This window comes from Streptomyces koelreuteriae (assembly GCF_018604545.1).
Lineage (GTDB): Bacteria > Actinomycetota > Actinomycetes > Streptomycetales > Streptomycetaceae > Streptomyces > Streptomyces koelreuteriae.
The window spans coordinates 3,880,999-3,903,512 of record NZ_CP075896.1 but is presented as its reverse complement, the minus strand read 5'-3'; the positions used below and the strand labels follow the sequence as shown (position 1 = coordinate 3,903,512).

Sequence of the window (22,514 nt, the reverse complement as noted above, 5' to 3'; positions counted from 1 at the left end):
CGCGGGGGAGGGAAGAAGGGGTGGGAACGGGGGGAAACGGGGGGAACGGGGAGGGACCTCAGACACCGACGTAGTGCTCGGCGAACCAGTCCTGGTGGCTGCGCGACGTACGCAGCGAGGCGATGCGGGAGCGCCGCAGCGAGTCATGGAACGGCGAGGGGCCCTCCGGCGCACCGGACGGACTGTGCAGCAACCGGATCATCCAGTCCGAGAACTCCTGCGCACGCCAGATGTGGGCCAGGCACCGCGCGGAGTAGGCGTCGAGCCCCGCGGAGTCGCCGTGGAGGAGATCGTCGACCAGGGCGTCGGCGAGGATCTCGGCCTCCAGGACCGCGAGATTGGCGCCCTTGGCCGCGCAGGGGCTGATGAGACCGGCGGCGTCGCCGGCGAGGAACAGCGCACCGTGCCGCAGTGGTTCGAGGACATCGGACTCCAGGTCGACGACGCCCCGCCGCGCGATCCGGCCCCGCCGCAGCGGACCGTACTCCGCGCCCCGCATCCGCAGCTCCAGCTCGTCCCAGATCCGCTCCTCGGACCAGGCGTCGGCCGCCGTACCGCGCTCGCACTGCAGGTAGTACCGGGTGATCTCGCTGGTCCGCGCCATGTGCCCGGCGAATCCCCGCTCGTGCACGGCGTACCCGACCGCGTCGAGACTGGGCGGCGCCTCGGCGAGCAGTCCGAGCCAGCTCACGCCGTGGTCGCAGTGGTACCGGCGCACCGAGCCGTCCGGCAGCGACCGCCGGGCCGCGCCGTACCGCCCGTCACACCCCGCCACGTACCGCGCCCGCCACCGCCCGGGCCGCCCTTCCGCCTCGCGCACGCTCACGGAGGGCCGCTCGGTGTCGGCGTCGCATACGGCCACGGCCTCGGTGCCGAACTCGACACGTCCACCGCCGACGAGGAACCGCGTCAACAGATCGGTGACGAGCTGCTGTTGGGGATAGACGGTGTGCCGCTCCCCGAGCCCGAGCCCCCCGTAGTCCAGCCGGAACCGGCCGTCCGCGCTGCGGAACTCACACACACTGTGCGCCCGCCCCCGCCGCCGCAGCCCCTCGGCCAGCCCGTGCCGCTCCAGGATCCGCACGGTGTTGGCCGCCAGGAACCCGGCACGCGCCCGCGTCTGGACGTGACCCCGCTCGGCGCGCTCCAGGACGACGCAGTCGACCCCTCGCTCCTGAAGAAGATTCCCGAGCACGAGCCCGGCCGGTCCGGCCCCGAGGACGACCACGTCGGCCGTGCTCCGGGTCTGCCTGTCTGTCACGAGACGGGATAGTAGATCCCGTGAAGTGGCTTACTTGACGAAAATCACCTGAACGAGGAAGGTCGCGCTCGCATTACCCATTTCGGGTGCATTCCTGGTGGTCGGGGCCATGGTCCTCAGCGCACCGGGAAGCCGCAGGAGTAGCCCTGCTCCTTGAGCCAGGGGAGGATCCGGCGCAGGGCCTCGACGGTCTGGGAGCGTTCGCCGCCCGCGTCGTGGAAGAGGATCGTCGGCCCGTTGGACAACTCCCGCTCGACGGTGGCGACCATGGCGTCCGTGCCCGGCCGCTCGAAGTCCTTGGAGTCGACGTTCCAGCCCAGCGGGCGCATGCCCCGGGAGGCGGCCAGCTTGCGGCTGTAGGGGGTGAAGGCCCCGCCGGGCGCCCGGTAGTACATCGGCCGTACGCCCCCGGACGCCTTGGTGATCATGCGTTCGGCGTCGAGGATCTGCCGCGACTGGTAGGCCTCGGACTTCTTGTCCATGGTGGTGTCGTGCGACACCGAGTGGTCGCACAGCCGGTGCCCGGCCGCGACGACCTTCTTCACCAGGTCCGGGTGGGCCTGTGCCTGCGTCCCCACCATGCAGAACGTGGCCTTCACCCCGTACTCCCGCAGCACGTCGAGCACTTCGGGGGTCCACACAGGGTCGGGGCCGTCGTCGATGGTGATGTTGACACCGCGCGCTCCCTTGTCCGAGGCGTGCGCGATGCCCGCCGCGACCGGCTCGACGTCACCGCCGGGGGCGGCCGATGCGCTCGCATTCGGCGCCGAGCCGCCCGTGGCACCGGCCTGCGCGGTCCACACCGACGCACCGGTGGCGAGCATCGTCACCCCGAGCGCCGCCCCGACCACCTTGCCGTACCAGCCCCGCCCGCCGCCGTGCCGCGCCATGTCCGCCCCGCTCTCCCGCAGTTCCTCACCGATGCTGCCCGGTCACCGTGCGACCACCTGGCATGACGAGAAGCGGCGGCCGGGGGATCCCTCCGTTACCGAGCACGGACAATCTCGGGGGAGAGCGGGGACAACTCGGCGGGGCCACCCCCTGAGCGCCGGCTTCGGAACAGCACGCGCCGCTGACCTACCTTTCCTCGGGGAGGGGTAGGAGGCACCCCGGGCCAGGACCCATGAGGCGGCGAGGAGGGACATGCTGAACGAGACGGTGTTCCGGAGCGACGACGTGCCGGCGGCGGACCGGTTCGACTGCTGGCGCGAGTTGGTCAGCCGGACCCATGCTCCGCTCGAATTGCGCAGCGACCACCGGGCGGACTTCCGGGCCTCTCAACGTGTGCTGGACCTCGGTGCCGTGTCCGTGTGGCCCACCACGTTCCAGCCGGTGTGCTTCCGGCGCTCGCCGAAGCTGATCCGGCAGTCCGACCCCGAGGGCCTGCACGTGTCGCTGCCGTTGAGCGGGGCGCTGCGCACCGTGCGGGACGAGGAGGAGTCCGAGTACGGCCCCGACAGCCTGTGCGTCGTCGACACGTCGCGCACCGTCGACGTCCACGGCGGCGACGGCTCGCTCCCCCATACGGGAGTAGGCCTTGAGGTCCCGAAGGCGCTGCTGCCCCTGCCACGGAACCGGCTGAACCACGTGACCGGTCTGCACCTGTCGGTCCGGGAAGGATTCGGCTCCCTGCTGAGACAACTCCTCACACAGCTCGCACGAGGCACCGACGCCTACCAGCCCTCCGACGGACCGCGGCTCGGGTCCGTGGCGGTCGACCTGCTGTCGGCGCTCTTCGCCCAAGCCCTCGAAACGGAGAACGCCCTCCCACCGGAAACCCGACAGCAGACACTCGTCCTGCGCATCCGTGCCTTCGTACGGGACCACCTCCACGACCCGAACCTGAACCCCGCCGCCATCGCCGCCGCGCACCACATATCCCGCAGCTACCTGTACCGACTCTTCGCGCACGAAGAGCAGTCCATCGCCGCCTGGATCCGCACACAACGCCTGGACCACGCCCGCCGCGACCTCGCGGACCCCGCCCTCGCCACCACCCCCATCCACGCCATCGCCGCCCGCTGGGGCTTCCCCCGCCCCGCCGACTTCACCCGCGCCTTCCGCTCCGCCTACGGCATCCCCCCGAGGGACTACCGCCAGAAAACCCACCTGCGCCTCCCCGAGTAGACGCCATGCCAATCAGCTGTGGACTGCCCGCTATCGAAAGCCCGTCGAGCACCCGGCACCCTGTTGATGTCGGTCACCCGGATCCGATCCGGGAGGGAGCTGCCCAAGCGCCCTGCGCCCTCAGCGCGATCACTCAGTCCCACGGGGGTGGACTGCGAAGTCACGCGAGACCCGAGACGGCATGGGCAGCTTCTCCGCCGACCGGCATGCTCCGGGAGAGTGCGCCGCGAAAAACGGGGTAGACGCGGCTTCGTCGGCCCGAGCCGACGATCGCAGAGGTCGGCCGACTGGGAGAACAGATCATGACGACAACCGTGCACGCTGTCGCTGAGACCGCCACCGGCCTGCCGGAGATAGCGGACCCCTCGAAGGTGGCGCCCAAGGACGCACGGGAGTTGTCGAAGCTGTTCTTCGACCAGCTCGCCGTACTGGAGGAGGGCACTCCCGAGTACCAGTACGCGCGCAACACGCTGATCGAGATGAACATGTCCCTCGTCCGCTACGCGGCCGGCCGGTTCCGCAGCCGCGGTCCGGGCGAGATGGAGGACATCGTCCAGGTCGGCATGATCGGCCTGATCAAGGCCATCGACCGGTTCGAGCTGACCCGCGAGGTCGAGTTCACCTCCTTCGCCGTGCCGTACATCGTCGGCGAGATCAAGCGGTTCTTCCGCGACACCTCCTGGGCCGTGCACGTGCCCCGGCGTCTGCAGGAGGCGCGTGCCCAGCTGACCCGCGCCACCGAGGAACTCCGCAGCAGGCTGGGCCGCACGCCGACCACCAAGGAACTGGCCGAGCTGATGTGCCTGCCGGAGGAGGAGGTCCGCGAGGCCCGGCTGGCCTCCAACGGCTACAACTCCTCCTCCCTGGACGCGGCCATCAACACCGGCCAGGACGGTGAAACGGTCCTGGCCGACTTCATCGGCGCCGAGGACACCGCCCTCGAACTGGTCGAGGACTTCCACGCCCTGGCCCCGATGATCGCCGAACTCGACGAACGCGACCGGCAGATCCTGCACTGGCGCTTTGTCGAGGAACTCACCCAGAAGGAGATCGGCGAACGCCTCGGCTACTCGCAGATGCACGTCTCGCGTCTGGTCTCCCGCCTGCTGGCCCGCCTGCGCGAAGGCATGCTCACCGACGCGTGAGCCTGGTTGAGACCCCGCGCGTGCGCGGCACAGCGGCATCCTGGCAAGGAGGAGACGCAGTGGACCAAGCGTCAGTACGGGCGGTGGGCTGGGCCCGCTCGATCCCGATGAGCAGCGGTCCCAAGGCGGCACGCGACTGGGCGCGCGAGCATCTGGAAACCCTCGCCTGGTCCCGCAGCACCTCACGCACGGTGGACGATGTCCTGCTGGCCATCTCGGAGCTGGTGACCAACGCCCATGTGCACGCCCACTCCAGCGCCCGGCTCGTGATGACCTGGGACGGCCAGTGCCTGCACACCACCGTGCACGACGACGACACCGCCCTGCCCACCCCCCGCGAACCCAGCCGCGACCGCCTCGGCGGCCGGGGCATGTTCCTCGTCGAGGCCCTCGCGGACGACTGGGAGGCCCGCCCCTGCCCCTACGGAAAGTCGGTCACAGCCTGCTTCCGCCTGCCGCCGCCGGCCGGGGAGACAACGACCGCCTAGGGTCTGCGGGGGCCTGGGGCCTGGGGCCTGGGGCCTGGGGCCTGGCGGGCCTGGCGGGCCTGGGGGGGCGTTTGCCGGACGCTGCCTCAACCGATCTCGTACTCATTCCGACCGGAGAGCGGGGCACGCAGCTCCACGCGGAGCCGGACCGACGTGTCGACAGGCAATCCCGTGCTGGAGTAACGAAGATCCTTCGAGTAGCGAGCGATGCGATCAAGATCCTGCAGCTGCCGCTGAAGCTCGAAACCCAGCGCTTCGTCCGGGTCAGGAACCTCGTTCTCTTCTTGCCCGGCCAGGTACTCCAGATACTGGTCGACAGCCTCCACGGCCCGCCGGCTGGTCCATACGGCGAAATCCCGGCACCCGAACAGATAGGCATGCGCGGCATACAACACTGCCGCCCCGGCGGGCTCGTCCGCATCGTCAGGCCCGTCCTGACCGTCGTTGTGGCAGAACTCGCTGAGCATGTACTCGGCCACGCCGCGCTTCACCGCCGAGAAGACCGTCGAATCACCAAGAACGCCCTCCCACACGGAATTCAGCAGCGGCCGCAGGCTCACAGTGAACGGCGCCTGCTCCTCCACGGGCAGCGCCTCGTGCCGACTCATCAGCCGTTCCGCGACCCCGGCCGCGAACACGCCCCGTTCACCGGCCGACACCGCTTCCAACCGCTCCTCCACCCGCGCGGAAAGCTCCCGCCACACGCCCATTCCAGCCCCCCGGAGTCAAGACATCAGCGCGGCCCTCGCCGACCACGGCGATCATCGCACCCGCCAGTGACAACACCGCGGCCATGCCCTGCTGACACGGCGTCGCCCAGGCTCATCAGCCACCGGGCCGACGGCGACCCCTACTTGGTCGTGTGCGTGGGATAGACCTGAACATCGGTGTAGGCGCCCTTGATCTCTCCCGCGCCCGCAGGCCACTTCAGGCCACGGCACCCACACCGCCGTACTCACCGCCGCCGACCGCCTCCAGCCCCCCACATCCGTCGCGATCTACGACGACAAGGGAGCAGCATGGCCGTATTGTGCAGCAGGCGAGGCAGACGCTGCTGATGCGTTGCTGCCGTGCTTTGCAGCCGGGCGACCCCCATCCCTATCGGGTACCCGACGAACGACCAGGAGGCTGACCGGTGATCACTCTGACCGCAGTCGGAGGAGTGGCCCTGGTCGAACTGGGCATGGCCCTGACCCCGGGACCGAACATGATCCACCTCGCCTCCCGCGCGATCACCCAGGGCCGCAGGGCGGGCCTGGTCAGCCTCAGTGGGACCGCCCTGGGGTTTGTGTGCTATCTGCTGGCCGCGGCTGCGGGCCTGTCCGCGTTGTTCGCCGCCGTGCCGGTGGCGTTCACGGTGGTCAAGCTCGCCGGGGCCGCCTACCTGGCCTACCTCGCCTGGGGAATGCTCAAGCCCGGCGGCCGCTCGCCCTTCGCCCCGGCCCAGGACCTGCCTCCGGTCTCCGACGCCCGCCTGTTCTCGATGGGGCTGCTGACCAACCTGCTCAACCCCAAGATCGCTCTGATGTATGCCGCCCTCCTGCCCCAGTTCCTGGACCCGCAGGCAGGTCCGGCCTGGGGGCAACTGCTCCAGCTCGGTGGTGTGCAGATCATCGTGGGGATCTCCGTCAACGCCCTGATCATGCTGGGCGCGGCACGGGTGTCGGGGTTCCTGGCCGCCCGCCCCCGCGCCATGACCGCCCAACGGTTCACGGCAGGCGGCCTGCTCGGCGCCTTCGTCCTGCGCACCGCCCTGTCCCGCACTCCTGTCTCCACCTGACCCAGGCCCGCGGGCCCGTGACACCAACCCTGCCCTGAGCGCCGATACAGGGACGGTGACGGCACCCGCGGGTGCAGATCACTCACCCCCGCCAAGCCCACCACACTCGCCACGAACCGGCCGACACTCGGGCATCGCCGGCCGGCAGCTGGGCGGTGGCATGACGAACCCCAGCCGCTCGTACAGGCTGATCGCCTGAGCCGGGTTTCGACGATGTGGCCCACGTGGTGGATGCGGGCAGGGTCGGGTCCCATAGCCGTGACCGTAAGAAAAAAAGGGGGCGATCACTCCGGTCGTCGCGTCGCCGTCGTCGGTCAGACGCGTGGACCGAGGAACAGGCCGCCGCTCGCGTCGATGACCTGGCCGGTGATCCAGCGAGCGGCGTCGGATGCGAGGAAGGCGACGACATCGGCGACGTCGTCGGGCCCGCCCAGCCGGTCGAGTGCCGTCAAAGCCGTGATCTGTTCGGCGAGGCCCGGCACGTCGAAGACGGCTCCGTTGGCCGCTGTCCTGGTGGCTCCGGGAGCGACAGCGTTCACCGTGATCCCCCGGGGCCCGAGTTGGTTGGCCAGGGTCCTGCTCATCGTCTCGACCGCGGCCTTCGTCATGGCGAAGGACGTCTGGGCCGAGTTGGCCATCCGGGTCGCCACCGATGAGATCGTGATGATCCGGCCGCCGTCACGCAGCAGGGGCAATGCGCGCTCGACGATGAAATACGGCGCTCGCACGTTGACCGCGAAGAGGCGGTCGAACTCCGCCCGGGTCGTCGCGCCGAGCGGACCGGCCGGTGCGGCCGCGGCGTTGTTGACGAGGATGTCGAGCGGTCTACCGGACAAGCAGTCCTCGACACCGGCGAAGAGCGTCTCGACATCGCCGTCCACGCCCAGTTCGGCCCGGACGGCGCGGGCGGCCCCACCAGCCCGTTCCACTGCCTCGACCGTGGCCGCCGCCCCGCTCTCGTCCGTGCCGAAGTGCACGATGACCATGCCCCCTTCCGCCGCGAGCCGGGCTGCGATCGCTTGGCCGATGCCACGCGACGCACCCGTCACCAAAGCCGTCCTGCCGACCTGACCACTCACACCGTCCACCCCACCGAATGTTAGTTACTAACATTGCGATAGTGTCTACCACATGACGGAGCGAAAGCCCACCCTGAGGGAACGGCAGCGAGCCGGGACGCGGCGCGTGATCCAGGAGCACGCCGTACGGCTGTTCACCGACCGCGGCTACGACACGGTGACGGTGGCCGAAGTCGCCGAGGCCGCCGGTGTCTCGGCGATGACCGTGTACCGGCACTTCCCCACCAAGGAGGACCTCGTCCTCATCGACCAGCCCGCCCGGCTCATCACCGAGAAGGTCGCCGCCTCGCCCGCGACCCAGCCCGTGGTGCGCCGCGTCGGTAGCGCACTCGTCGATGCGGCCACGGTGCTGACCGGTGACGAGGGGAACGAGCCGGCAGTGAGCGAGCGGTTCCTGCTGGACTGCCTCCGGCTGATGGTCTCGACGCCCGCACTGCGGGCCCGGCATCTGGACAGCCAGTACGCGCTCCAGCAGGCCATCGTCGACGCCCTCGGCCCGGACGACGCGACGACCCATGACGCCGCGTTCCGCGCCCAGGCGGCGACCAGCGCATGCCTGGCCGCGATGCACACGGCCTTGACGCGCTGGGCCGAGGACGACGGACAGACGGAACTGCCCGACCTCATCGCGCGAGCACTCGCCGCGTCCTTCGGGGACGCCATCACCACCGGCCACAAGGACCGAGGCGGCCACAACCCGCCGCCAGAACAGGACTGATCTGGCTCTTGCGCACCGGCTGCACGAACTGGGCTTGACCACCGAATGGCAGTACCGAACCCACTGCGTGGAACTAGGCCGTCTCGGCTACCGCAAGTCGGAGCCTCGGAGCGGCGTTGCCCGCGAGGCCTCCCAGGTGCTGGGCAAGGTGTTCACTGCCCTACGCAGCGAGGGAACGCGGCCTGCGGACGTGGCCCGCGAGCTTCACCTCCGGCCCGCCGATCTCAACGACCTGATCTTCGGGCTCGTTGTCACCGCGCAAGAGGGCGAGGTCCAAAGGCACGGCGGCACGGACAACCGGACCCGGCTGTCCGTCGTCCGCTGACAATGGGCTAGACAGTCTGTGGACCCAGCGACCTGCTATTTCTCGTCCAAATCGAGGGCTGTTCGCTCGACTGCGAGGTAGGTATCTGTGGTTGCGGCCTCCAGGTATCCATCCTCGCTGGGGAGCGCAAGCTCGGGGCTGACGTCGATGAGCTGCTCCCACGTCCTGTTGCCCCCGGCTGAAAAGCCGCGACGAACGGCTACGAGGTATTCGCTCCTCTGGTCAGCCCTGAGGTGCTGCACCAGGCTTCGAGCCTCGAATGCCTGCCGTGCGTATTGCCGATCGCTCACCTGCTGATCTCGGTCGTCCGTCATTGGGGGAATAGCGGTCAGCGGTACATCGAGATCTCGTGCCGACGGCATCTCGCTTACGTACGGTGTGTATTCGGGGCGCATCTCGCGTGCCTGGTCAGCGATGCGACGTTCCATCCCGGCGAGTTCACGGCACGCACCGTACAGCCGACGAGACATGCCGAGGACGAGGTCTGTTCCTGGAATCCTGCCGATCAGCATGTCCAGGCCGTCATGGTTGCGGATCGTTCGCTCAGGGGCGGATCGGCGGACCCGTCGGCGCAGGCCATCCGTGGCGGAGTCGTGCTCCAGCAGGCGCAAGGGGTCGGAGTGCTGCAGACCCTGTCCGATCTCGGGTCTCCCGACGGGGGTGACCCTCAGCAGGTTGGGCGGCAGCGATGCCAAGGCGAAGTACGTCATCATGCGGGCTCGCGCGAGTTCCAGCAGCGTCTCGCCGCTGTCCTGATCCTGGTCGTCGGCAGCGGCCGTAGTGGCCGGCCCGGAGTCCTCGCCGCCGTTGTCCACCTTCTCGACGTCGATCATCATGAAGAGGCGCCCCTCAAGGCTCGTGCCACACAGCACTTTGTGGTGTGGCACGGGGAGCAGGGCACCCACATCCAGCTGCTTTGCTCCCTTCTTGCGGGAGGGCATGTGCAGCCGACGACTTCCCTTCGCCTCGACCAACCAGACTCCCGAATTCGTCGGGTGCGTGCCGAACAGGTCGGGCAGGCTACGGGTCTTGGCCCAACCTGGAGCAGCTCCAAGCGGTGCTGCACTTTCCGCATGCGTCGTCGGGCCGAGCCCCATGAGACTGCGGCAGGCCCACTCGGCCATCGTCATGCCGATGTGATAGCCGAACGCAGTGCGAGTCGAGTTTTCTGTGCCGTGGGAGTAGACGGCACTAGGGATCACCTTCCGTCCCGGCCGGAGTCCTTGGTCGGTCTGCACGCTGTCGCGAACCAGATAGGCCGACAGGGGATACCGTCGGGCCATGATCTCGCGGCGGGCCAGCCGGGGGACGGACGCGACCCACGGAGTGATGTCGCGGCCGACGGTGGTGGTGGCGTCGAGGAGGGCGCGCCACGTGGTGGTGACGAGGTAGTCCCCGTCCGGAGGGATGCTGCGCGAAGCCGGCCAGCGCTTCCGGGCCATCTCTACCTCTGGGCGCGACGGCCGTTCTGCGGGGCTCAGGGGGGAACTGCGTCTGACGAATACAGGTACGTCGAAAGCATCGGGCGCAGACATCGTGATGTCGCTCGCCCCAGGCGGAGGAAGCATCCACCCACTTTGCCATCGGGCAGAGACGCCCGGTTGCGGGTCAGGCTGGTGTGGGAGGCAGACGGGGTGGTGGCGCTCCCCATCGCCCGGGGTCGGGCTACTGGTCGGTGATGGACTCCTGAGCGCGACGACTGCGTGAGCAGCGGCACTGAGGCACCTGACAACTGCTGCTTTGCTTAAGCGACTTGGTTGGCCTTTGTGCACCTTGTGGCCCAGGTCACTGAGAGGGCGTCTCGCGATTTGAGATCATTCGGCGGCGTGGTGCCTGAAGTGGCGCCAGAAGGTCCTTCTGAACGTCACTCGCCCTCGATTTAGGGCACGCGAAGGGCACGCCACCCTCAAATTGGACTAGACAATAAACAACCCCCGGGTCTCTGACCTGGGGGTTCGTGGTGGAGCGGGTGACGAGAATCGAACTCGCGCTCTCAGCTTGGGAAGCTGGGGTTCTCTGTTGGTGAGAACATGACTGACCTGCGGCGGAGCGGCGTTGGTGTCCGGTGGGCGAGTGGCTGGTTCCCCGGTGTTCCCCGCACCATCTGGCACGTGTCTGGCACGTCGTTAGCGCTGGTAGCTTCCAGCACCCGTGTCGGGCTGCGAAGGGCTAGCGGACGCCGAGGGGGCACGAGAGCGCGTCGAGAGCCGGTACTCGCCCAGCAACCCGCGTCGCGCGGGCCGTAGACGGGGACGAGCTGCGCGGCAGGCTCCGTAGTGCCTCCGCTCGGGGACCTCGTGGGCACAGATCCAGGCGACCTACGTTCTCTGGCTCCGAAACCAACCAGAGTGCCGAACGCCCAACATGTCTGGCGGCTGTGGTTTGCCGGCACCCACATCGACCGTGCCTGATGGTGCCCGCAAAGCGGCCTGGCCGCACGTATTGACCGCTGGCCCTGGCGACCAGCGTCTACTGCCGCTTCGCGAGCCGTCCAGGTTGGAGAGCTTGCCTACCGGATACCCGCCCTGTCCAGCGTTGTGAGCGTGCGTTAAAGTGGAGCGGCCCGATACCACGTAACTCGAGAGAAGGAAAGTGGACGTCCGAGCCGAAGGCCAGGAAGCACACTACGTTCAGGAGCCGATTCCTGGCGAGGCGGATCTGGATGTACCTGGTCGTCTGGTCCGCGGCGCTCTCACGCCCAAGCGGCCTGCAACGGAAACCGCTGGCATGGCCGATGCGTTTCCTTACTATGCAGGTTTCTCTTTTGAGTGGGCACGCGGAAAGATCTCTGAACACCATCTATCGAGTGACGCTGTCGTCTTGGATCCATGGAACGGCAGTGGAACAACGACGCTGGCCGCGAACAGTCTCGGACTCCGCTCCATTGGAATCGATCGGAATCCCGTAGCTAATACCGTAGCCCGTCTGCGGTGTAGTGGAAATCCGGATACTCCTCCGATCCTAACTCCCAATTCCTCCGGAGCGTATGAGGGCAGCGAACCACTGGAATCTTGGTTCAATCCGCGGACCGCGAAAAGGTTTCGAGAGTGGGCGCAGACATTTTCCGCCGCGTCGGCTTCGAGCGCTGGCACAGTCGCACTGTTCCGAGTTGTCCGCGCAACCACCAAGTCTTTCGAGGGAAGTAACCCTACTTGGGTTAAGCGAGCCAAGTCAGACGCGGAACGGATCGATATTGGGCGCTCTGAAATTGACGAACTAATCGTGAGAGAACAGCGGTTCTTGGCTGAGCGCCTTGGCTCAGTCTCCCGAACGACCGCGCCCAGCGGGATCCTAACGGCGGATTCCGCGTATCTGCCACTGGCAGACCAATCAGTCGATCTAGTACTTACATCGCCGCCCTACCTGACGCGCATTGACTATGCCATTGCTTATGCGCGCGAACTTGCAGTTCTCGGGATCGATATCTTCGCGGAGAAGGACCTCCGGTATGCCCTTATGGGCACCACATTGACTCGTACGCAACAGCCTGCTCTCAGCCTGGGTTCTGCCGCTACAGAACTTCTCGCAAAGGTAGCGCGCCACGATAGTAAGGCTTCCTCGGGATATTACCTGAAGCAGGTTCAACAATACATGCGCGACTTGTCGTCGGGCATGGATGAGGTCTCACGGGTGGCCAAATCGACTGCAGAGATGCACCTCGTAGTACAAGATTCGTATTACAAAGACATCCCTGTTCCGTTGGCTCAGATGTGCATTGAAGAAGCTGAGAGGCGATCATGGCGCTTCGTTAAGAGCAAACCGTATGCGGTGCGCAGGCTGCTCACCTCGCTAAATAGGTCCGCCCAGGCCTACAAAAAAGGTGAGGTATCGGAGACGGTCATCACTTTCAGGAGGACTCAGTGACCGATGAAGCTCCACTAGCATCTCCCGATGAGCTCATCCAGTCGGTAGATTACAAAATCACCTCCGTTCGCACCCAGAGTATCGACTTCTCTTTCAATGAGCTTGCCAGCATGCATGCAGATGGCGAGCTTGTTATTGACCCTGAATTTCAGCGGATGTTCCGGTGGACGGATGGAGCGCAAGCCCGCTTCATCGAGTCGCTGCTTCTTGAACTCCCTATCCCGCCGATCTTCCTCATTGAACGTGATGACCGGGTCTACGAACTCATCGATGGATTGCAACGAATCTCTTCCTACCTGCACTTCCGCGGGCAGTTGGTAGTAGAAGACAAGAAGCTTGAGCCCTTGGTTCTGGACGACTGTGACATCGTCCCGCAGCTCAATGGCATGACGTATGACACGCTCCCCCGTGCGCTCGGAATCAAGCTTAAGAGGAGCTTTGTCAGGGCCGAGATTCTTCGCAAGGAGAGCGATCCGCGCCTCCGCTACTACATGTTCAAACGCCTTAACACAGGTGGTGAGCGGCTAGCGGAACAGGAAGTCCGCAACGCGACTATTCGGCTCCTGTCGAATGATTTCAATCAGTACTTGATTAACCTCAGTCGAAATGAGGACTTCAAGTTCTGCATTGATGCCATTACAGAGAATGCCGGCAAGAGGAAGTTCGACCAAGAGCTCGTCCTTCGGTTCTTCGCCTTCAAGAACGTCCGTCACATTTATAGGCACGACATTGCCGACTTCCTGACGGACTATCTGGAAGCTGTGTCGGATCCGTCGAATTCTGAGTCATTTGACTATGAATCCGAGTCTGCGATATTCCGCAAGACCTTCGAGGCGATTCGCCGTATCGCTGAAATTCTTGATTACGGCGCAAGGATTTTCGGCACAATCGGCCCGAATGGAGAACCTCGCAATCAATTTTCCGTCTACCACTACGAAGGCATTGTTCTAGGCCTTCAGGAAGTCCTTGATCGTGTCGATTTCGACAACCCTGGACAGATGGGGCGGCTCGCCGAAGTCGTGCGTGCCGGAAAGTCAGATCAGATGTTCCTCAAGGCGACTGGCGGAGGAAAGAACGACAGGATTCAACTGCGCGATCGGATCGGCTATTTCGCTGAGAGGTTTGCGGGAGTGCTGGATTGAACCTTGCGGAGATGCGGGCGCAGCTTGAAGAGGATCTAGCTTGGCGTCTTGATGAGCTGAGGCATCTTAGGAATCAGCTTCTAGGTGACAGCAAGCGGGAGTCGTGGACTGCTGCTGCGATGCGGACAATTCTGGTCATGCAGTACGCACACTTAGAGGGCTTCACTCGTAACTCATTTCACGTCTATGTGACGGCAATCAATGAAGCTAGTCTCAATGCATCAGAATTGCAGCCTCAGTTGCTTGCTTCCGCTTTGGCGTCGGAGTTCACAGCCCTCCGCCGCAATGTCGGAGCTGATGACGATAAAGACGATGAGGGTCGACTAACGCGACGTGCTCAGAATGAGGTTGCTTTCACTTCAAAGCTACTTGACGTAATGGCCGTACCGTTGACCCTTACTGCCGAAGAGGCGGTCTCCATGGAGATGAATATGGGTCGTGATGTTCTTCGGCGCTGCCTTTACTTGCTTGCTATACCTGGCGATAAAGTAAACAAGCATCAATACAATGCCATCGAGTTCGTTAAGAATGCCCGCAATGATATTGCCCATGGGAGCCGAAAAGAGCGTTTTTCCCCTGCGCTCTTTGAAGCCCATCGGGAGAAGTGTGAGCAATTCATGCGTGACCTGATGCGCGTTATTACGCTTGCGGCAACTGAGCAGTGGTACAAACGACAAGTGAGCGCTGGCGAGTAACCAAATCGCGCGGGCGGTGGAGCGGCTTTGGGCTGGAGCTGCTTTGGCGCGAGTGATCATGGCCCCGTAAGCTTCCGGCGCGTCGGGCAGTCTGTGGACCTGCCCGCTAAAGCACGACGTTGGGGCCATGATCTTCGAGGCTCGCGCCAAAGTGGCTGCCTAAAGCCGTGGAGCCGACCGCCCCAGCCACGACGTACCCCCTCTCTGGCATCAGGTGGCTGATTGCTCTGTGCGCGGCCCGGGCGCCGGCCGGGCTGGAGCGGGGCGGAGACAGGAGCGCAGGCCCGGCCGGGGGCCGGGCCGCGCGCGGTGAGCGGAGCGAGCCGCCTTGAACCCGTGAAGAAGGTTGTTACTCAGGAGTGGTTGTGATGCGCCACAAGGGTGCGTCGTACTGCTCCGGACGGCTGTTGATGAGCAACTGGCGCAGGTCTTCGCGGAGGGAGCCGTTGAGGTTCAGGGCCTCGGTGATGCGGCGGAACGTCGTGTGAGTGACTCCGCGGAGCTGGGCCTCGGCTTCGAACTGGTCGAGCTCGGACAGTACGGTCTCCGGCACGAGCTGCGCCGGTGGCTGGTCCTTGAGCCATGCGGCCTTGTTGCGCTCGTAGTCGATTTCCGAGTAGCCGCAGATCTCACGGCTGTGTGCCTCTGCCTCGTCCAGGGTGGCGGTGGTCAGGATGGCGCGGGCCAGCTGGTTGCGGTTCAGCGCCTCGTCCAGGTCGACCTCGTGGACAGTTGGGCCTTCGTCGGTGAGGGGAACTGGGAGTCCGGCGTCTCGCATCTCGCATGTGCCGCGTATGCCCCGGGCTGTCGCTGCCAGCATTCCGGTTGCCTCGGACGGGTGCCACTCCAGGACTGAGCCGATCGGCTCGACTTCCTTCGTGGTGAAGGTGTGGACGAGCGGGCCGAGCACGCTGCGTAGGTCATCGAGGGGCAGTTCACCGTCCAGACCTGGGCCTGCCACCAGGAGGCGGATAGTTGCGTTCACCTGGCAGCACGCAGCGAGCGTGACGGCGTCGGCAAGGGGGCTCTTCAGCGTCGGCTCGTCGCCTCGGGCGAGGATGTCGCCGCCCACGTCCAGGAGGTCGATCGACTCGGGAGCCAAGTGTTCTACCAACTCTTCGAGTTGGTGTGTGATGCCCTCGACCCCGTGGTGCGGGTCGATCAGCGCGATGGTGTGCGGGAGCTCCGCCGCGAGCCGGGGGAGGGTGGAGCCTGCCGGAGCTATCGGGCGAGCCTCGGCCGGCACTGCCCGGACAGTTGAGGTGAGCGGCTTGAGGCCAGTGAAGTTGTCCGTGCCCCGGGGGCCCGGCACTGGATCGACCAACAGGCGGTCCCACGCGTACGTGAGGATCACCGCCTGGTCCTCGGCGCCGTAAAGGGCGGCGTGAAGCATTGCGGCGGCGACGGCGTCGCCCCCTCCTCCTGCTGCGACGATCAACCGCGTCATGCGGTTCAGCCTACGGGGTACGGGGTTGACCACTCACCCTATAGTGGCTAGAGGCCATAGCCACTTGTATCGAGAATCGGCCTCAGGCCGGTAGCGGGGTTCCCCACTACTCACCTGGAGCCCACGTTGGGTGAGGAGGACTGATGCCGCAGATCGAGGAGGCTCAGCCGAAGTATCTCCAGATCGCGCACTACATCCGTGATCAGATTCTTCGGGGCGACCTGCGACCGGGCGACGAGGTCCCGTCCGAGCGGCAGTTGGCGGCGGACTGGAAGGTGTCCCGTCCCACGGCCGCGCGGTCGTTGGAGGCGCTGAGCCATCAAGGGCTCGTTGAGAAGCGCCAGGGATCGGGCACGTACGTGCGGAGCCTGGAAGTCAACCGGCGGGCGCGGGAGTTGTACGGGCGGGCCCGGCAGACGGGGAAGATCTACACGCCCGGTGAGTACGCGGTGATTACCTCGACCGGTTGGATGGAGGCGCCGGCTCACGTCGCTGAGGGTTTGGGCCTGGTCAAGGACCGTCGGGCTGTGCATCGGCGGCGCGTGACGAACAACCAGGACGGGCCGATCACGCTGTCCACTTCGTGGTTCGCTCCGGATGTCGGCCACCGGGCGCCGAGGCTGCTTGAGCCGGAGCGCATCCAAGAGGGAACGCTCATGTACGTCGAGAACATGACCGGGCGGCAGGGCAGTTACGCGGAAGATCGCATGTGTGCCCGGGGTGCCACGGAGGAGGAGGCCGTTGACCTTCAACTGGATCCCGGCTCGGCCGTCCTGATCGTCCACCACGTCGTCTTCGACCTCCAGGACCGGCCGTTGGAGTTCGCCGAAGCCACGTACCCGCCGCATCGCTGGGCCTTCGAGCAGGGCTACCCGCTCACCTGATGGGGCGTTGAGGTCCCGCGAGTTGCGGCGAACGGGTTGCGGAGCCGAAGTGGCTAACGCCACTATCCAGGAAGTGGCTAAGGCCACTTGATTCGGAAGGGGGCACGGGTGACGAGTCGGCGGCCGGACGAGGACGCGCACTTAACTTGCCGGGGTTGTCGCGGGCGCGGCTGGAAGCGCGTTGGCTCCCGTACGGCTGTGGCGCTCTCCACGGCCAACGACCGCCACCGTGCCACATCGAAACGGCGCTGCCTCGACTGTGACGGCAGCGGCAAGGAGTGAGCGCGGATGGCCTACACGATCGACCGCTTTCCTTCTGAGGAATGGCCGCGACTCGGTGCCATGACTTTGCACCCCGTCGCGGAGTCCGTGCCTCGGGCCCGGCACTGGTTCCGGAAGTTCCTCGCCCCGTACAACCCGGCCTGCTCGATCGACGACTGCGCGCTGATGATCTCGGAGCTCGTGACCAACGCGATTCTCTATGGGCGGGCGGATGAGTCCTGGGTGGTGCGCGTCGAGTGGTTTCGGGTGGCGACGTCGCTTCGGATCGAGGTGCACAACCCGGGCTTCCCTGCGAATGTCCAGATGCGGCGACCAGAGGCCGACGACGCCCACGGTCGCGGCCTGCTGTTGGTCGACTCCATTGCCGAGTCGTGGCACTCCGGGCCCAGCCGCTTCGGGGGGACGATGGTCTCCTGCGACGTGGCCGGCGCCTGGCCGTCCAGCGAGGGCTTCACTCCGCTCCTGTTCTGACGCTCCAGTTGTCGCTAGTCTGGTTGACCAGTTGACTTGGCTAATCCCGACAGGCGGCATTCATGGCGTATGAAGTGGCGGCACCGAAGTACGTGCGCCTAGCTCAGACGATCCAGAGCCGCATCGAGGACGGCACGTACCCGCCCGGCACGCGGGTGCCCAGCGAGAACCAGTTGGTGCAAGCCTTCGGGATGTCCCGCCCGACCGTTGTTCGGGCGCTGGAGCTGCTGAAGCGTGACGGTTGGCTTGAGTCCCGGCAGGGGTACGGCACGATCGTTCGGGGTCGGCCGGAGGTTGTCGAGCAGAGGGGGCGGCGGGGGCGAGAGGCTCTGGAGCGCGACGAGTCGCAGATCGCAGGACGTCTCGTCGAAGTTGCTGAAGTCCCCGTTCCGGTGCGGGTCGCATCTGCGCTCGGGCTGCCGAAGCGAGCCAAGGTGCTCATGCGCCGCTTCCTGGTTGAGGAGGATGGCGAAGCCGTCGAGCTGGTCTCGTCGTACTTCCCCGCGGGCCTGGCCGAGGACACCGAGCTGGCGAGTGCTGAGACCTTGGCCGGAGGTGTGCGCGCACACCTGGAAGCCAGGAAGAAGATCCGTTTCGACCATGTCACGGAACGGGTCTCCGCTCGACTTCCTGAGGCGGATGAAGCGGGACTCTTGGGCCTGCCGGACGGCGTGCCAGTGCTGAGCGTCCTCGTCATCGCATGCGACGCATCCGGGCAGGCGCTGCAAGTCTCTGACGTGCTACTTCCGGCTGACCGGCAGGAACTTGAGGACACCTACCGGCTGGGCTGATGAGTGAACCGGTGAATGTGCCTCAGTCCCGGGGTCGTCGGCTGGCAAGCCTGTAGATCAGATATGTGAGGGCCAGGATGAAGTCGACGGCTACCCAGAGCCCGATTATCAGGCCCACGCCGATCGTGGTTCCAACATCGCCGGCGTCCTCGCACACCTCCAGATCGTTTCCTGTCAGGCCCCTGCACTCGTCGGGGGTTCCGCTGCCGCTCGCGGCTCCCGCTATGACCCAGGCCAGGAACAAGATCTGTACGGCGAGAAAGACCCACAGGAAGACACGGCGCCGCTTCCTCGGCGGGGGTGCCGTACTGCCCTGATACGGCGGTTGCATTGGGGGTGACCCCTGCTGCGGTGGTCCTGGCCAGGAGGCCGGCGGTGGTGCTGCTCCTTGGGGGTTGCGCGGGCCCCAAGACTGTGGGTCCGGAGCGCGGTCTTGCTTGCTCATGTCGCGCCCTCCCTGTGCTGCTAACTCCATAGTGCGCTCGGGGTAGTAGGGCTGCTCGGCGACCGCAATGAAGACACTTGACAAGTCAACCTGGCATCCGTAGCTTCAAACTTGCTAAGTCAACTTGTCAGGTGGCGAGTTGATCGACTCAGAAGGAGAAATCTCTGTGCGTGTGATCCGCATTGACGCCTCGACCGCGACGATCCTGCTCACCGAAGCTCCGGCGCCGAAGGTGCGTGACCGGCAGACCGGTGAGGTCGCCAAGGACGCCGTGAGCGGTGAGGCCCTGATGACCATCGGCGTTGTCTACATCGAGGAGGGGGAGTCGTCGCTGATCAAGGTCACGGTTCCTGAGAGCGGTGTCGCCGAGGGGCTGACGCTCGGGGCGCCGGTCGCCCTGCCGGGGCTGATTGCCCGGCCGTGGGAGTCCGTCTTCAACGGCCAGCAGCGGCACGGCATCGCCTACCGGGCCACCGCCGTGGCTCCGGGTGCCTTCCCGATGGCTGAGGCGGGCTGATCGACGTGACCGACCTGGTGACGTGGGCCGAGCTGGGCGGGTCGCTCGCTGCGATAGGCGGCGCGGCCTACGCCCGGCACGCTCACCCGGCGGCGTATTGGTCCACGGTCGGACTGCCGGTCTCGGTGGCCCGACTACTGGCCTCGTACTCCTCCACCATGGATGCGTGCGGCCTGACGGTCGAACCGTCCCGGTGGCGGGCACTGGCCGTCAAGGCGACCACTCGGCGAGAGGTCCGGCCTGTGCCCCCTCGCCGGGGCATGATCCGGCCCACCTCGACCGGCCTCCGGCTCCGGCTGCGGCTCGCCCCGGGGCAGGAACCTGCCGACGTGGCGGCCTCTGCCGAACGGCTGCGGCACGCCTGGGGCGTTCACGCCGTGTACGTCCGAGAAGTCAAGCCTGGGGTCGTGGAACTGCGGCTCGTTGGGTTCGACGTCCTGCGAAAGGTGCGAATGCCTCGCCGGATGGACGTCGGCCTGCTTCAGGTGCCGGTGGCTCTGAAGGAGGACGCAACCGCGTTCGTGCGGGACTACCGAGCCGTACCGCATCAACTCGTGCTCGGCGCCACGTTGTCGGGCAAGTCCATGTTCCTGCGGAACCTGATCACTGGGCTGGCCACTCAGCCGGTGGTCCTGGTGGGAATCGACTGCAAGCGCGGTGTCGAGCTGGCGCCGTTCGCGCCCCGGCTCTCCGCGTTGGCCACCGATCCGGAACAGGCAGCCGAACTGCTGCCCGTGCTCGTGAAGGAAATGGAGGACCGCTACGACCTGATCAAGGCCCGGCAGGGCATCGCTCCCGGCACTCCGGATGAAGAGATCACCTCGGACATCTGGGGGCTGCCGGAGAACGAACGGCCGGCGCCCGTCGTGCTGTTCATCGATGAGGTGGCCGAACTCTTCCTCATCGCCACGAGGAAGGAGGAAGAGCGGCGGGACGAGATGGTCACCCAGCTCATCCGGCTCGCCCAGCTCGGCCGTGCGGCCGGCATCTACCTGGAGGTCTGCGGACAGCGCTTCGGGGCCGAGCTGGGTAAGGGCGCCACCATGCTGCGGGCCCAACTGACCGGCCGTGTCTGCCATCGTGTGAACGACGAAGCGTCCGCCAAGATGGCTCTCGGTGACATCGCGTCTGAGGCGGTCTATGCGGCTTGCGCCGTTGCTGCCGAGCTGCCCGGCCTCGCCGTCGTCGGTGACACGTCCGGCGGCTGGTCCCGCATCCGTACCCCACCCCTGTCCCTTGCCGACGCTGCGGCCACCTGCCGCGAGACGGCACACCTCGCCCCGGACGTACCGGCGCTCACGCCTTTCCGGCCGTACGCCCCGCCCATGCCTGTGAAGGCGTCCGGGCCCGTGGCCGCCCCTCGGCCGGTCACCGACTAGAGCCGAAGCGCTCCAACGGTCGGCGCGGCCGTCCCGCGCCAAGTCCCTACCCCATCCATGCCTGGAACCGGAAGGAGTCGCGCCGTGCGCACTCTGCCCGTCCGCGTTGACGCCGTGCTCGTTCAAGCGCTGATCGCCGCCGCACTGTCCTTCGCCCACCTGCACGACCTGGCTTCGGCTGCCGGACAGGACGGTTGGAAGGCGTGGGCCTACCCGGTTTCCGTCGACTTGCTGTTGGTGGCCGCCTGGCGGCGGCTCCGCTCCGGTGAGGCGAAAACGGCCGGGTGGTGCTGGTTCCTCGTCGCGCTGATCGCGTCGCTCGGAGCCAACGTCGCCACGGCCGGATTGCTTGACCTGGACGACGTCCCGGCCTGGCTGCGCATCCTCGTCGCGGGCTGGCCCGCGGTGGCCTTCCTGGGCGGCACGCTCCTCGCTCACGGATCGCCGAAGCCCGTAGAGGCTCCGGCGGCGGCACCCGAGCCGCCTTCGACGGCCACAGCACCCGAACCCACTACTGCGGCATCGACCGAACTGCCCACCGTCGGCAAGGAGCCGGCTTCGCCGTCGCCGTCCCCGGTACCGCCCGCGCTCGTCGCCATGGCGCACAAGGTCGCCGACGAACACCGCGCCCGGACCGGGACTGACATCGACACCTCGACCCTTCGCGCCCGGCTCGGTGTCCCGATGCCGCTCGCCGAAACCATCGCCACTCAACTCCCCTGACCTGGAGGACTTTCCACCTTGCGTCCGTCCACGCTCCGCGCGCTGAAGCGTGCCGCCGAGCTGACCCGACAGAACCGCCTCACCGAAGCCGTGCTGATCGCCGAGCCGGTGATCCTCGCCGCCGACAGCTACGAGGGCGACGAGATCTTGCGCTGGCTGGCCGACCACGTCACCGACTTCACCGGCGAGACCGACAAGGAGATGCCCTGATGTCCGCCAACCGCCGTTTCCGCCGCGTCGTCCGCATCGGCCCCGTCCAGGTCGGCACCTACTACGACAGCCGGGGCCGCGAGAAGCACACCGCCGCCTGTACGGCTCCGCGTTGCGGCTTCTCCACGGACTACGACAGCCGCGCCGCCGCCGAGCTGGCCGCGCGCACCCACCGCTGCCGCGTCCGCTGAGGAGCGCCCATGACTGTCTCGCTGCCGCTCGTCTTCGTCCTGGGCGTCGTCGCCTGGGCCGCGATCAAGTTCCTCGGCATCCGGCTCTGGGTCGCCGTCGTAATCGCACTGTTCGGCTTCTGGCTCTCGTACACCTTCCTCGCCCCGGCCATCGAGTCCGGCACCCGCTCCGGGGTCGACGTCGTCAACGGCACCCACGAATGACACCCCGACTGACAAGGAGTCCCGCGATGTTCCGCCCCAAGCTGCCCGACACCCCGCACGTCCCGAGCATCACCACTCACATCCCGCAGGACCATGCCCCGGCTCCCTCCGCCGGCCACTCGGTCGCACCGTTCGTGGGGGTCGGCGCCGGTGCGGTGGCCGCCGTTGTCGTCGTCGGCGTCGTCCTCACCGCGCTCCTGGCGGCGGTCGCCGTCTCGGCCGTGTCCGTGGCCATCGCCGCTGTGGTCCTGCCGACCGGCCACCGGGGCGGCAAACGCCGCCAAGCATCCCGCCGCCCCGGGGCCGTCCCTCCCAACCGCTGAAACAGCCGAAAGGAATGCCCATC

At 66.5% G+C, this 22,514-nt stretch carries 26 protein-coding genes; 19 read left to right on the top strand and 7 right to left on the bottom strand.

Annotation, left to right across the window (positions count from 1 at the left end; all coding sequences use genetic code 11):
• Positions 1-58: 58 nt before the first annotated feature.
• Both KJK29_RS17455 and KJK29_RS17450 read right to left on the bottom strand, forming a co-directional pair.
• Positions 59-1,261: a 4-hydroxybenzoate 3-monooxygenase gene (locus KJK29_RS17455; RefSeq protein ID WP_251057843.1), complete on the bottom strand. Its 1,203-nt coding sequence runs from the start codon at positions 1,259-1,261 to the stop codon at positions 59-61.
• Positions 1,262-1,377: 116 nt separating this feature from the next.
• A complete protein-coding gene (locus KJK29_RS17450; protein WP_215120084.1) occupies positions 1,378-2,151 on the bottom strand; it encodes a polysaccharide deacetylase family protein in 774 nt (257 codons plus the stop codon).
• 253 nt (positions 2,152-2,404) lie between these two features.
• Here KJK29_RS17450 and KJK29_RS17445 point away from each other — a divergent pair, with 253 nt between their 5' ends.
• From KJK29_RS17445 to KJK29_RS17435, 3 genes are all read left to right on the top strand, one after another.
• Positions 2,405-3,388, top strand: coding sequence for an AraC-like ligand-binding domain-containing protein (locus KJK29_RS17445; protein ID WP_215120083.1), 984 nt, complete (start codon positions 2,405-2,407; stop codon positions 3,386-3,388).
• A 302-nt stretch (positions 3,389-3,690) separates the two neighbouring features.
• Positions 3,691-4,533: an RNA polymerase sigma factor SigF gene (locus KJK29_RS17440; RefSeq protein WP_215120082.1), complete on the top strand. Its 843-nt coding sequence runs from the start codon at positions 3,691-3,693 to the stop codon at positions 4,531-4,533.
• Positions 4,534-4,592: 59 nt separating this feature from the next.
• Positions 4,593-5,021 (top strand): ATP-binding protein, encoded by a 429-nt coding sequence (locus tag KJK29_RS17435; RefSeq protein ID WP_251057842.1) that lies wholly within the window; start codon positions 4,593-4,595, stop codon positions 5,019-5,021.
• An 86-nt stretch (positions 5,022-5,107) separates the two neighbouring features.
• On the opposite strand, the gene KJK29_RS17430 is transcribed toward KJK29_RS17435, so the two are convergent.
• Positions 5,108-5,731, bottom strand: a complete 624-nt coding sequence (locus KJK29_RS17430; RefSeq protein WP_215120081.1) for a hypothetical protein — start codon at positions 5,729-5,731, stop codon at positions 5,108-5,110.
• Between the two features lie 425 nt (positions 5,732-6,156).
• Between KJK29_RS17430 and KJK29_RS17425 the strand changes: the two genes are divergently transcribed.
• Positions 6,157-6,801 carry a LysE family translocator gene (locus KJK29_RS17425; RefSeq protein WP_215120080.1) on the top strand — a complete coding sequence of 215 codons (645 nt, stop codon included), beginning with the start codon at positions 6,157-6,159 and terminating at the stop codon, positions 6,799-6,801.
• A 314-nt stretch (positions 6,802-7,115) separates the two neighbouring features.
• On the opposite strand, the gene KJK29_RS17420 is transcribed toward KJK29_RS17425, so the two are convergent.
• Positions 7,116-7,889: an SDR family NAD(P)-dependent oxidoreductase gene (locus KJK29_RS17420; RefSeq protein WP_215120079.1), complete on the bottom strand. Its 774-nt coding sequence runs from the start codon at positions 7,887-7,889 to the stop codon at positions 7,116-7,118.
• 43 nt (positions 7,890-7,932) lie between these two features.
• Between KJK29_RS17420 and KJK29_RS17415 the strand changes: the two genes are divergently transcribed.
• Positions 7,933-8,598 (top strand): TetR/AcrR family transcriptional regulator, encoded by a 666-nt coding sequence (locus KJK29_RS17415; RefSeq protein ID WP_215120078.1) that lies wholly within the window; start codon positions 7,933-7,935, stop codon positions 8,596-8,598.
• A gap of 34 nt (positions 8,599-8,632) precedes the next feature.
• Positions 8,633-8,923, top strand: coding sequence for a hypothetical protein (locus tag KJK29_RS17410; RefSeq protein ID WP_215120077.1), 291 nt, complete (start codon positions 8,633-8,635; stop codon positions 8,921-8,923).
• Between the two features lie 35 nt (positions 8,924-8,958).
• Here the strand turns inward: KJK29_RS17410 and KJK29_RS17405 are convergent, their stop codons facing one another.
• Complete coding sequence (locus KJK29_RS17405; protein ID WP_215120076.1) at positions 8,959-10,365, bottom strand: hypothetical protein; 1,407 nt, start codon at positions 10,363-10,365, stop codon at positions 8,959-8,961.
• A 1,150-nt stretch (positions 10,366-11,515) separates the two neighbouring features.
• Between KJK29_RS17405 and KJK29_RS17400 the strand changes: the two genes are divergently transcribed.
• The 3 genes from KJK29_RS17400 to KJK29_RS17390 are packed head-to-tail and all read left to right on the top strand — an operon-like array spanning position 11,516 to position 14,624.
• Positions 11,516-12,787, top strand: coding sequence for a DNA methyltransferase (locus KJK29_RS17400; RefSeq protein WP_215120075.1), 1,272 nt, complete (start codon positions 11,516-11,518; stop codon positions 12,785-12,787).
• Positions 12,784-13,929 (top strand): DUF262 domain-containing protein, encoded by a 1,146-nt coding sequence (locus KJK29_RS17395; RefSeq protein ID WP_215120074.1) that lies wholly within the window; start codon positions 12,784-12,786, stop codon positions 13,927-13,929. Before KJK29_RS17400 ends, KJK29_RS17395 begins: the two co-directional genes overlap by 4 nt.
• Before the next feature lie 11 nt (positions 13,930-13,940).
• Entirely contained in the window at positions 13,941-14,624 is a 684-nt protein-coding gene (locus KJK29_RS17390) for an MAE_28990/MAE_18760 family HEPN-like nuclease (RefSeq protein ID WP_215120073.1), read from the top strand.
• A gap of 349 nt (positions 14,625-14,973) precedes the next feature.
• On the opposite strand, the gene KJK29_RS17385 is transcribed toward KJK29_RS17390, so the two are convergent.
• Positions 14,974-16,071: a DUF1152 domain-containing protein gene (locus KJK29_RS17385; RefSeq protein ID WP_215120072.1), complete on the bottom strand. Its 1,098-nt coding sequence runs from the start codon at positions 16,069-16,071 to the stop codon at positions 14,974-14,976.
• A gap of 143 nt (positions 16,072-16,214) precedes the next feature.
• On the opposite strand from KJK29_RS17385, the gene KJK29_RS17380 reads away from it, so the two are divergent.
• The 3 genes from KJK29_RS17380 to KJK29_RS17370 all read left to right on the top strand — a co-directional run bounded on the left by KJK29_RS17380 (position 16,215) and on the right by KJK29_RS17370 (position 18,499).
• Complete coding sequence (locus KJK29_RS17380) at positions 16,215-16,955, top strand: GntR family transcriptional regulator (RefSeq protein ID WP_215120071.1); 741 nt, start codon at positions 16,215-16,217, stop codon at positions 16,953-16,955.
• Positions 16,956-17,243: 288 nt separating this feature from the next.
• Positions 17,244-17,708, top strand: coding sequence for an ATP-binding protein (locus KJK29_RS17375; protein ID WP_215120070.1), 465 nt, complete (start codon positions 17,244-17,246; stop codon positions 17,706-17,708).
• Between the two features lie 62 nt (positions 17,709-17,770).
• Positions 17,771-18,499, top strand: a complete 729-nt coding sequence (locus KJK29_RS17370; RefSeq protein WP_215120069.1) for a GntR family transcriptional regulator — start codon at positions 17,771-17,773, stop codon at positions 18,497-18,499.
• 22 nt (positions 18,500-18,521) lie between these two features.
• Here KJK29_RS17370 and KJK29_RS17365 read toward each other — a convergent pair whose 3' ends face one another.
• Positions 18,522-18,743 carry a hypothetical protein gene (locus KJK29_RS17365; protein ID WP_251057841.1) on the bottom strand — a complete coding sequence of 74 codons (222 nt, stop codon included), beginning with the start codon at positions 18,741-18,743 and terminating at the stop codon, positions 18,522-18,524.
• A gap of 367 nt (positions 18,744-19,110) precedes the next feature.
• Here KJK29_RS17365 and KJK29_RS17360 point away from each other — a divergent pair, with 367 nt between their 5' ends.
• The 7 genes from KJK29_RS17360 to KJK29_RS17330 all read left to right on the top strand — a co-directional run bounded on the left by KJK29_RS17360 (position 19,111) and on the right by KJK29_RS17330 (position 22,491).
• Positions 19,111-19,461 carry an SCO3933 family regulatory protein gene (locus KJK29_RS17360; RefSeq protein ID WP_215120067.1) on the top strand — a complete coding sequence of 117 codons (351 nt, stop codon included), beginning with the start codon at positions 19,111-19,113 and terminating at the stop codon, positions 19,459-19,461.
• A 5-nt stretch (positions 19,462-19,466) separates the two neighbouring features.
• The gene (locus KJK29_RS17355) at positions 19,467-20,840 is read left to right on the top strand and encodes an FtsK/SpoIIIE domain-containing protein (protein WP_215120066.1); all 1,374 of its coding nucleotides are present in this window, start codon (positions 19,467-19,469) and stop codon (positions 20,838-20,840) included.
• An 84-nt stretch (positions 20,841-20,924) separates the two neighbouring features.
• Positions 20,925-21,563, top strand: coding sequence for a DUF2637 domain-containing protein (locus KJK29_RS17350; protein WP_215120065.1), 639 nt, complete (start codon positions 20,925-20,927; stop codon positions 21,561-21,563).
• Between the two features lie 18 nt (positions 21,564-21,581).
• A complete protein-coding gene (locus KJK29_RS17345; protein ID WP_104783024.1) occupies positions 21,582-21,773 on the top strand; it encodes an RING finger protein in 192 nt (63 codons plus the stop codon).
• Positions 21,773-21,964: a mobile element transfer protein gene (locus KJK29_RS17340; protein ID WP_215120064.1), complete on the top strand. Its 192-nt coding sequence runs from the start codon at positions 21,773-21,775 to the stop codon at positions 21,962-21,964. The genes KJK29_RS17345 and KJK29_RS17340 overlap by 1 nt, the downstream gene beginning before the upstream one ends.
• Positions 21,965-21,973: 9 nt before the next feature.
• Entirely contained in the window at positions 21,974-22,168 is a 195-nt protein-coding gene (locus KJK29_RS17335; RefSeq protein ID WP_215120063.1) for a hypothetical protein, read from the top strand.
• A 26-nt stretch (positions 22,169-22,194) separates the two neighbouring features.
• The gene (locus tag KJK29_RS17330) at positions 22,195-22,491 is read left to right on the top strand and encodes a SpdD protein (RefSeq protein ID WP_251057840.1); all 297 of its coding nucleotides are present in this window, start codon (positions 22,195-22,197) and stop codon (positions 22,489-22,491) included.
• Positions 22,492-22,514: the final 23 nt, after the last annotated feature.